The organism is Candidatus Hydrogenedentota bacterium, assembly GCA_035450225.1.
Classification (GTDB): domain Bacteria; phylum Hydrogenedentota; class Hydrogenedentia; order Hydrogenedentales; family SLHB01; genus DSVR01.
In genome coordinates, this window is sequence record DAOTMJ010000022.1 from 66,438 (window position 1) to 76,959 (window position 10,522).

The 10,522-nt window shown below is 58.2% G+C and carries 7 protein-coding genes; 2 read left to right on the forward strand and 5 right to left on the reverse strand.

The annotated features are described in order from the left end of the window. Positions 1–24: 24 nt before the first annotated feature. Positions 25–1,332 (reverse strand): GAF domain-containing sensor histidine kinase, encoded by a 1,308-nt coding sequence (locus P5540_12645; GenBank protein HRT65663.1) that lies wholly within the window; start codon positions 1,330–1,332, stop codon positions 25–27. 231 nt (positions 1,333–1,563) lie between these two features. On the opposite strand from P5540_12645, the gene P5540_12650 reads away from it, so the two are divergent. After that, positions 1,564–2,763: an efflux RND transporter periplasmic adaptor subunit gene (locus tag P5540_12650; GenBank protein HRT65664.1), complete on the forward strand. Its 1,200-nt coding sequence runs from the start codon at positions 1,564–1,566 to the stop codon at positions 2,761–2,763. A gap of 14 nt (positions 2,764–2,777) precedes the next feature. Next, positions 2,778–6,092 carry an efflux RND transporter permease subunit gene (locus P5540_12655; GenBank protein ID HRT65665.1) on the forward strand — a complete coding sequence of 1,105 codons (3,315 nt, stop codon included), beginning with the start codon at positions 2,778–2,780 and terminating at the stop codon, positions 6,090–6,092. Between the two features lie 182 nt (positions 6,093–6,274). Here the strand turns inward: P5540_12655 and P5540_12660 are convergent, their stop codons facing one another. The 4 genes from P5540_12660 to P5540_12675 all read right to left on the reverse strand — a co-directional run. Continuing rightward, positions 6,275–7,546 carry an AGE family epimerase/isomerase gene (locus P5540_12660; protein HRT65666.1) on the reverse strand — a complete coding sequence of 424 codons (1,272 nt, stop codon included), beginning with the start codon at positions 7,544–7,546 and terminating at the stop codon, positions 6,275–6,277. A gap of 303 nt (positions 7,547–7,849) precedes the next feature. Then, entirely contained in the window at positions 7,850–8,395 is a 546-nt protein-coding gene (locus tag P5540_12665) for a hypothetical protein (protein ID HRT65667.1), read from the reverse strand. Positions 8,396–8,488: 93 nt separating this feature from the next. Beyond that, positions 8,489–10,216 (reverse strand): glycosyltransferase family 39 protein, encoded by a 1,728-nt coding sequence (locus P5540_12670; GenBank protein HRT65668.1) that lies wholly within the window; start codon positions 10,214–10,216, stop codon positions 8,489–8,491. 2 nt (positions 10,217–10,218) lie between these two features. Then, the coding region (locus P5540_12675; protein ID HRT65669.1) for a hypothetical protein at positions 10,219–10,522 on the reverse strand (304 nt) is incomplete at its 5' end.

Genomic DNA, 10,522 nt, shown 5'->3' on the forward strand with positions numbered 1-10,522 from the left:
GAATGCCCCGTCCTTTCTTCCAAACTACCGGCCGGGCGCAAGGGGTATCTCGAACGAGAACTCCGCCCATTGTCCGGGTTCGGAATCCGCCCAGATCCGGCCGCCATGCAACTGAATGATTCGCCACGTCGAATACAAGCCGACCCCCGTTCCCTTGCGCTTGAGCAATTCGGGGGTCCGCAAGCGCGAGAACTTCCGGAAAAGCCGGGGTTTCTCCTCGGGCGGAAAACCGGGGCCTTCGTTCCACACAGAGACTCGCAATCGGCCGTCCACCGTGTGGGCACGAATCCGTATCCGGCCCTCGCGCTTTCCATATTTTACGGCATTTCCAAGCAGATTTACCATGACCACGGTCATCAGGGCTGGATCGCATTGCAGACTCAAGGGGGCTTCCGGGCAATCTTGCTCGATGGTCATCCCCGCGTCCTGTGCTAGACTGTCCACGATGACCAGCGCCGGATCGATCACGTCGGTCCTGAAATCCACATTGGATTGATATTTTGCCTCCAGTTCGTTGCTTTCCAGTCGGGACAGGCCGATATATTCCTCGACCATTCCCAGTAGATACTGGGCCTTTTTCACCATGCGGCCCAGTTTTTCACGTTGGGAATCGGTAACCGGACCGAACATGCCGCTCTCAAGCGAATAGATGTCCATCACGATGGACGCCAGCGGACTCTTCAATTCATGGCTGACAAAGCCCAGTATCTCGAAATAGGCGCGGTTGACCGCATGCAACCGCTCAATCCGCCATGCCTTTTCGATGGTCTGCCCCAGGCGTTCGGCGATGGCTTGATGAAGACGGACGTGATGCAAGTCGTATGCATGGGGCTGACGCGCACTTCGAAAAAGAAAACCAATCGGGCGTTCCTCCACCCAAATCGGACACGTCATGCTCGACCGTATGCCCTCATGAAGAATGGCGCGCGTGGACGCGCTGTCCGGATGTTCGCGCGCATATTGCTCCAAGTCGTTGATAATCCGCGGCGTGCCGGTTTGGAGCACCTCTTTGAGGGAACTCCCCTCGATGTCCTGTGCAAACCCATTTTTCAAAAAAAGCGGTTCGTAGACGGCCTTGGCCCAATAGGCAACGACCCGACGTCCATCCTCCTCAATAAAGGCCAGTCCCAAACGGTCGCAAGGAATAATGCCCCGTGTCGCCTCGAAAGCAAAGGTCATGATGTCGTCGAGCGACTGGCCCGCCGCAATCTTGCGGTTCACTCGGTTCAACACGATCTTTTCTTCCGGAGAAAATGCGACGCCCTCGTCGTCCATCGAAATGTACTCGATGACGGGAACCTTATCTAGTGCTTTTTTGCCGCTTTTTCGCATGACATCCGCGTGCGGTTATGCAAGCGCTCCTATTGCCCGAGTCACGCTCAGGCCTTTCTTTATAAAAACACAAACATAATACAGACAGCCGGAATTCCCGGCCATCGGCGGGTGTTATTCAAGGGGTTGTACAAACCATCAAACTATTGTACTCTTTCGGTCGAACCTTTTTCGCATTCGACAAGGAAAGGCCGCTTGTGAAAGAAGCCGATTTCAGGAGAAATGTTTGACATGAAACGATATTTGCTCATAACGGTGTTGGCGCCGATTCTGACGGCGTGTATATGGGGTTGCCACAAATCCGCGACCGAACCGGGTGTCGCACCACCGTCCGCCATCGTCAAAGCCGCCACCGAAAAAGTCGTCATGCAAACCGTTCAAACCTCCGAGGAGGCCGCCGGCACGGTCCGATCGAAGGCTTTTGCCACGATTCAGAGCAAACTCATGGGCCATATTCGGGCCATTCATGTAAACGAGGGACTTCCCGTAACGACCGGCATGTTGTTGATTGAGATTGATGACCGCGAAGCGACCGCGCAGGTCAAAAAAGCTGAAAGCGGATTGTTGGAAGCCCAAAGCGCCTTGCAGGAAGTCGAAAAGGGTTATGGCGGCGCCCAAGCCGCACGGGAAGCGGCCGTGGCCAATCAGAACCTTGCCAACGCGACGCTGGAACGTCTCAAAGGACTGGCCCAGAACGAGGCGATCAGCCGACAAGCCTACGACGAGGCCGAAGCCAAGCAAAAAGCGGCCGCCGCCGCCTACAACCAGGCCGATCAAGCGCTCAAATCGTTCGATGCCAAACGCGCCGAGGCCGCCGCGCGGATTGAACGGGCGCAAGCCGAACTGGCCAACGCCCAAATCCTGCTCGGATGCACTCGCATTGTCAGCCCCATGGACGGCATTGTCACACGCAAGTTCGCCGAAGTGGGTGATTTGGCCACGCCGGGCATGCCGCTGCTCGAAATCGAAGACAACCAGGCGTACCGTCTTGAAGCAAATGTGGACGAAAGCCGGGTCGGCCGTTTCCGGATCGGCGACGCGATTTCGGTCCTGATTGACGCCTTGGGCAACGAGCCCATCGCCGGAACCGTATCCGAGGTGACGCCATCGTCCGATCCGGGCAGCCACACGTTTGTCGTGAAGGTGTCCCTGCCCGCGGCGCCCAACCTACATTTCGGCTTGTTTGGCCGGGTACGTTACATTTCGGGCGAGAAAAAGGCGCTGACTGTGCCCGTTTCAGCGGTGACCGAACGGGGTCAGTTGACGGGCGTGTTCGTGGTAGGCGACGATCATATCGCCCGGCTGCGGCTCGTCAAGACGGGCAAGCCCTACGGCGAACGGATCGAAGTGTTATCGGGTTTGAGCGATGGAGAGACGATCGTTACGGGCAATCTCGGGGCCGTCCAGGACGGCGTCCGCATCGAATCATGAAGGCGGGGGTTTCCATGAAGACGCAGGGACTTGCAGGTAAAATCGCCCATGTATTTATTGATTCGAAACTCACCCCGCTCATGATCGCCGCGTCCCTCCTGCTGGGTCTGGGCGCGGTGGTGCTGCTGCCCCGTGAGGAAGAACCGCAAATCGTCGTGCCGATGATTGACATCTTCGTGCAGATGCCGGGGGCCGGCGCGAAGGAAATCGAAGAGCGCGTCACAAAACCCATGGAAAAGTTGCTTTGGGAAATACCCGGCGTCGAGTACATCTACTCGACATCCAGTCCCGGCGCGGCGTTCGCCGTGGTGCGCTTCTATGTCGGCGAAAACGAGGAAGACGCAATTGTCCGCCTCAACCAGAAAATGTTCTCGAATTTCGACATTATCCCGCCGGGTTGCAGCCAGCCGCTTATCAAGCCACGCTCGATCGACGACGTGCCCATTCTGGCGCTGACGTTGTCGAGCGAACGATATGACCATTTCACGTTGCGGCGCGTCGCGGCGCAGTTGCACGACGCCATCAAGGAAGTCGCGAACGTGTCGGAAGTCAAATTGATCGGCGGCCAGCGGCGGCAGGTCCGCGTGGTCCTCGATCCGGCGAGGATGGCCGCGTACGGCGTCGCGCCGGCAACGATTATTCCCATGTTGAGCCGGGCCAACGCACAGAACGCCGCGGGCAGTTTTTCCGCCGGAAACCGTGAGTTTCTCGTTGAAGCAGGCGGTTTCCTGAAGAACGCCGACGAGGTGGGCGCGGTCGTAATCGGCGTCTTTGACAAACGGCCGATTTATCTTCGCGACGTTTCGGAAATTCTCGACGGCCCGGAGGAGGCGGCGAATTATGTCTTCAACATCGAAGGTCCGGCAAGCGCGCACAGCCACGTGCTGGGCCGCCCGGAAAAAGGCGCCGAATCGTCCGGGCCGGCGCCCGCCGTAACCATTTCGGTGGCCAAGCGCAAGGGCTCCAACGCCATTACCATCGCGGATCATGTCATTGAAAAGGTGCGCGCATTGCAAGGCACGGTAATCCCGTCGGACATTCAGGTCACGGTTTCGCGCAACTATGGTGAAACGGCCCAGGAAAAATCGAACGAACTGCTGTATCACATGTTTCTGGCCGTCGTGTCGGTCGCCATCCTGATTGCGTTCGTCTTGGGCGTCCGCGAATCGGGAACGGTGGCGATCGCAATACCGGTCACGCTGGCGTTGACGTTGGTGGTTTTCTATTTCTACGGCTACACGCTCAACCGCGTGACGCTCTTTGCTTTGATCTTCTCGATCGGCATTCTGGTGGACGACGCGATCGTCGTCGTCGAAAACATCGTGCGCCATTACCATCTGCCCGAAAACAAGGGACGCCCGGTTATCGAAATCGCCGTGGACGCGGTGGACGAGGTCGGCAATCCGACACTGCTCGCCACGGCGGCCGTCATCGCGGCGATCCTGCCGATGGCCTTTGTGCGCGGACTCATGGGACCGTACATGGCGCCCATTCCGGTCGGCGCATCCGCGGCGATGATCTTCTCGGTCATTGTGTCATTCATGGTAACGCCGTGGGCGGCGTACCGCCTCCTTCGCGCCGAAACGCCGCACAAGCACAAGCAATCATGGTTCCGTCGAATGCGGCGAACGACGGGGACGCCGTCCCTCCCGCCGGAATCGGACATCGCGATGCGGACGGCGGGGACGCCGTCCCACGCGCACAGTGAAGGCGCTCTTGACCGTCTTTATCGTCGCGTCATGGATCCGTTGATTCACCGCCCCATCCTGCGTTACGGATTCCTGGTCATGGTGTCGCTTTTACTGCTCGCGGCGTGTTCATTGGTGCCGTTGTCTAAGGTGCTTGTCAAAATGCTGCCCTTCGATAACAAAAGCGAATTCCAGGTTATCATTGACATGCCCGAAGGGACCACGCTCGAACAAACCGCCACGGCCACGCGCGCCATCGCCGACTATCTGCGGACCGTTCCCGAAGTCGCCAACATGCAAACCTACGTCGGAACGGCATCCCCGCACAACTTCAACGGGCTTGTCCGCCATTATTTCCTGCGCAGCAACCCAAATGAAGCCGACATCCAAGTCAATCTCGCGCCCAAGGAAGCCCGCGCTGCACAGAGCCACGATATCGCCAAGCGTGTCCGGCCCGGCATTCAGGCCGTCGCCGAACGGTTCGGCGCGCGCGTAAAAGTCGCCGAGGTGCCGCCGGGCCCGCCCGTGCTGCAAACGCTTGTCGCGGAAGTGTACGGCCCCACGTACGAGCGGCAAATCGAAGTCGCGCGCAAGGTCCGCGAAATCTTCGAACAGACCGAAGGCGTGGTGGACACCGACTGGTACGTGGAAGATGACCAGACGAAAATCCACTTTGACATTGACCAGGAAAAGGCTGCCCTGAACGGTATCTCCGTTGAACAGGCCGGCCTCACCCTGCGCACCGCACTGGAAGGCACGGGCGTGGGCCTGATTCACCAACCCAAGGAAAAGGAGGACGTGGCGATTATGCTGCGGCTCGACCGCGCGCATCGGTCGAGCGTCGAGGACCTAAAAGCAATCAAAGTGGCCGGCGACAAGGGGAATCTCGTGTCGCTCGGCGAGATTGTAAAAATCACCGAGACCATCCAGGATAAAAGCATCTACCACAAGAACCTGATGCCCGTGGTCTACGTAACCGGCGACGTCGGCGGCGTCGCGGAAAGCCCGGTGTACGTCATCTTTGCACTGATGAAACGTGTCGCCGCGCTCGTCATCCCCGAAGGCTACCCTGTCGAGCAGTACTCGACCATGCAGCCGTTTTCATCCGAAAAAATCGCGATCAAATGGGACGGCGAATGGTTTGTGACCTACGAGGTTTTCCGCGACATGGGCCTGGCGTTTGCCGCCGTGCTCGTGCTGATTTTCATCCTCGTCGTCGGCTGGTTCCAGTCGCTCAAGACGCCCTTCGTGATCATGGCCGCGATCCCGTTTTCGCTCGTGGGGATTCTGCCCGCGCACTGGCTCATGGGCGCGTTTTTCACCGCCACCTCGATGATCGGATTCATCGCGGGCGCCGGAATCGTCGTCCGCAACTCGATCATCCTCGTGGATTTCATCGAACTCCGGCTGAAAGAAGGCATGCCGCTTGCCGACGCGGTGGTGGATGCCGGCGCCGTGCGCTTCCGCCCCATGCTCCTGACCGCCGCCGCCGTCATCGTCGGATCGTCCGTGATCCTGTTCGATCCCATCTTCCAAGGCCTCGCCATCTCGCTCATGGCCGGCGAAATCGCCTCCCTGCTGCTCTCCCGCATGGCTGTCCCGATCCTCTATTACCTTTCGCGCCGGCATGAAGTCGCGTAGGGGCGATCAATGCGGCAATAGGAAATCAGGCGCCATCCGCTGCAACGATACACACAACCTATCGAGACTGCGACAGGTTCGCCGTGCAACATCCACATTCCACTTTTCCCAGACGAAAAGGCCAAGCACCCCATTGTAGTCTGGCCCTTGCCGCATCTGCCCCGTTTGTTGTCTTACCCCGCTTACAACCGCGCGAGGGCTTTTTTGAGTCGGGCCTCGGTGAGGATCATCGAACGGACGGTATGGTAGTTGATCTTCCATGCGTGGGCCATGTGGTCCCAGATCAGGTTGTTGTTCTCGTCGAAGAGGGGCCACCATTCGCCCACCTCGTGGTTGATCATCACGTCCATGACGAAGCGATGCACGTTCTCGTAGGCATCGAGGTATTTCTCGTCGCCAAATAACAGATAGGCGTCCATCAGTCCTGTCAGGCATTCGGACTGCTGCCAGAATTCCTTGTTACGCTCGCGGGCCGGGCCGTCGTGCGGTCCCTCGCAAAAGACGCCGCCCTTGTTCCAGTCTATCCCGTAGGTCACACAGTGGTCGAATATCTTCCGGAGCCGTTCCTTGTAGGGCGCAATGTCCAGTCCAAGAACCTCAACCGCCAAGAGAAACAACCACGCAAACTCGACATTGTGCCCAAAACTGGTGTTGTTCATGGGACGCCCTTCCTCGTCGTCCACGTCGCGGTCCGCTCCCCAGACGTCCTTGAATAAAATTGCGCGCAACGGCTTCCAGTCAAGCGAGAACTGGGCGATGCCGGTACCGAATTCCGGGTGCATGACGCGGTCGAAAAGGATTCGGATGACTTCGAGGGTTCGTTCCTTGTGGCGCGGATTGCCTGTGGCGGCATAAAGATTTGTGAAGGCTTCCATCAGGTGCATATGGACGTCGTACGATTTCCGGTCGCCGCCATACACACCGGGCCGCTTTTTTGCCCAGTCGCGCTCAAGAAATTCATAGTAGCCGCCGGCATAATTGTCCGCTGCCTCGGTTTGAAGGACTTGGTAGGTCTTCAGCGCCCATTCAAGGCCACGCGGGTCGTTCGACGCACGGGCGTACTCCGACAGGCAGTAAATTCCAAATGATTGCCCGTAACCGATCTTGCTCTGGTTGACCGGCGTGCCGTCGCGTTCGGTCGTCCAAATCCATCCACCGAATTCGTGGTCCCAGAAATGTTTGATGAGAAATTCGACACCCTGCCTTGCACTGTCGAGAAAGTACCCGCCGCCGAGTCCGGCCCGATGCGCCGACGACGCGGTGTAGATCATGCGCGTCTGGCAGATGAGCGTCTTGAGCGTTTCACCCGTCGGGTTGCCGTTCCGGTCGAGATAAGTCAGGAATCCGCCGTATTCCTTATCCTCGCCATGCGTCATCCAAAACGGAATCAACTCGTTGTGCAGATGATGCGAAACTTCTTTCAGGAACAATTCCAAGCGCGCTTTTGTCGTCATGTTGCAAATCCTTGAACTCCGTTCATTTCTTTGCCCACCGTGAAGAAATCCAAGGAAAGTCTAAGCCTCCGGACGCCAAAAGGCAAACTTTGAAATGTCCGGGCGGGAATTGAAGACTAACACCACGAGCCGCGTCGAGAGGACAAAAAACTCCTCGCCGACATTCCCATGCCGCGCATCATCCACTAAAGGATTGTCTTTTTTGCCACTCTCGCACGCGGCTCGCGATTACACTTGGATTGTACCACATTTTTTGAAAAATGCAAGTGGGCGAATTGTTGCAACCCCTGTCAAACCTTCGGGCTATTTTTTCGTTTCCGGGGGGCCGACGCGAATCGCCGACCATTTCCATGCGTCCGCCTCTTTGCGAAAGAGAAACACGAGATCGCCGCGGGTCGTGCCAAGGTCAAAGCGCACGGGATACACGGCCACCTCCGACCCGCTCATTGAGAAATGCACATCTTCGGCGGTCAGGGTTACGGTTTTCATCATTTCCGGCCAGATCAGGGCAAGCTCGGTTCGGGTTTCGCCCTGCGCGCCGGAGAAGGAGTCCGTACACATCCGCAATACCGCCTCGACATCTTTCTTTTCCCATGCCGACAGGATCCCGGCAAGAATTGGGCGCAGGGCTTCGACGGTTTCGGGCGGCGCGGGATCGTCCACAACGGGCGGTTTCATGACCTGTGTCGCCGATGGATCGGCCGCATAGGCCTTTTCGGGCGACTTGGACGTCGTGGACGCAGGCGGCGCCGCCGACGGCGATGGACTTTTCTTGCCGCAGCCCCTTAATCCGCATCCGGCCATGGACAATGCCGCAAGAATCAACAGAAAAGCAATCGCCGTTCGCATAGGGTCTCTCCCTTTTCATTTTCATGCACACACCGCGTCATCGGCAAACCAACGCTTCCAAATTACCGTTTGCACAGGGCGAATTCAATGCGGCTAATATTGTTCGGTATCGGGCCGCCATGCGTAACCGGTATAGCCGCGGAGGCGTGCGATGGTAAAGACCTTGACGAGCGTGCGCTGCCGGTAGACGTTGACAACTTCTATACCGTCGAGTCTTTCGAAGGCGCCGAGGGCAAGGGCCTTCTCGATGCGGGGTTGGGCCACTTCGGGCGGGTCGCCAACGATAAACAGGGCATCGCGCCCGACAAGCGCCTCCCACCCACCCCACAGATCATACTGGTTGTACCGGCGATCGCCTAGATTCACGCAATACGTTCGTGGCCGGCCTTCCGTATAGAATGCGGCCCATGCGACAAACTGGTAGTTCTCGCTGCAGATGAACGGCGCGCTCGGATCGCCCGTTCGCACGTGTTTCGACAGCGTGCGGCCCAATTCGCGGCCTCCAAAGAGACGGTTTGTCGGTTCCTTTTTTGCGCGGAAATGCAACGGCCCAAGGTAGACGTTTTCAATCCGGGCATTTTCGGGCGCGAACCGGGCCGAAGCTCGGTACAACCATTCGGTCGTTCGCGAAAACACACCCACCAGACAGCCCAGAATCACGCCGGCATAGAGCAGCTTCCGCATGCGGGAAGTGCGCGGACGGTCGTGCCACGCCCACGCAAACGCGATGACGGCCGACAGATACGCGCAAATGGGCCAGTTCGGCTCGGTCTTGCGCGTGAACGCGACCAACGCATAAAAGCCGAACAGGATCATCGTGCAGAGAAACAGATACGCCGCGTCCTTTTTCAATGCCGAAGGCCGAAGGCCGAGGGACGGAGGTTGCAAGCCAGAAGCCTTTTCCTGTTCGTACCCGAACCCGTTATCATCCCCCATGTTCGTTTTTACCCCTACGATCCCGGAAACCCATGGCCTGAAAAGATTGGCCTTCTTCGCCATGACGACCATGGCCCATGCGAAGAAACCGAAAAGAATCGGCGAAACGATGCCGAGTTGGCCGCCAACAAACTCCAGGACATGGCCGATGGTCTTTCCAAAGGATTTTTCTCCGCGTGTTCCGATGCTTGCCGTGTGACGCACGGATACCCAGTCGTGGGCGACATTCCAATAAACCACGGGGATCATGGCAAGGAACATAATGCCCAGCATGAGATACGGTCCGGGACGGCGCAGCCATCCGCGGTCGAACAAGATCAGATAGGCCAGGAAGGACACGACAAGCGCCAGCATGGTGTATTTGGTCAGCATGCCCAAGCCGAGCGCCACGCCCGTGATCAGCCACCAGCCCCTATCGCCGGAAATGGCGCGGTGAAACGAATACATCGCGAACGCCCAGAAAAAGGCCATGGGCGCATCTATGGTCAACATCACCGATCCGGCCCAACTTGAGGTCATTGCGAGCGACATGCACGCGGCCACCAGCGCGGTGGATTCGCGGCGGGTGATTCGTCGCGCGAGCGCATGGATGAACACGAGCGTGCCCGACGCGAAGAGCGCCGCGCCGGAACGGATGGCCGCTTCGCTTGTGCCCCCGATGCGCGTGAGCAGCGCAATGATCCAAGCGATCATCGGCGGCTTGCTGTAATAGCCCCAGTCCAGATGACGCGACCAGTCCCAGTATTGCGCCTCGTCGCCCGCAAGACCCAGGTGGGTCATGTGGACAAATGCAAGATTGCCGAATGTCCACAGGGCGAGAACGGCCCAAAAAGCCTTGCGATCACGCGAAATGCCCTGTGAACAATGATATTTAGCACGATTCATGATCAAAGCGGTTTGTAGCGCATCTCAAATCGAACGGTAACGTCGGGATTTTGCGGAAGCGCCAAGGCGATCCGCGATAACACGCCGGACTTCTGATTGGCCTTGCAGGCATCTTCGAGCCGCTCGACCGAAAAGGCGCCCTGGCTTGCTGAAATTTCCAAGACGCCGTTATCGGCGGCGATTCGCGCCAAGCGTCCCTCCACTTCGACGCGTTGCCATGTCGCAAAGGCCTCCTCGACCGGTACGCCGCCGCCGGTGAAAACAAACCGGTCCTCGAGAAGAAACCGATCCGTGCCCAGCGTGGCC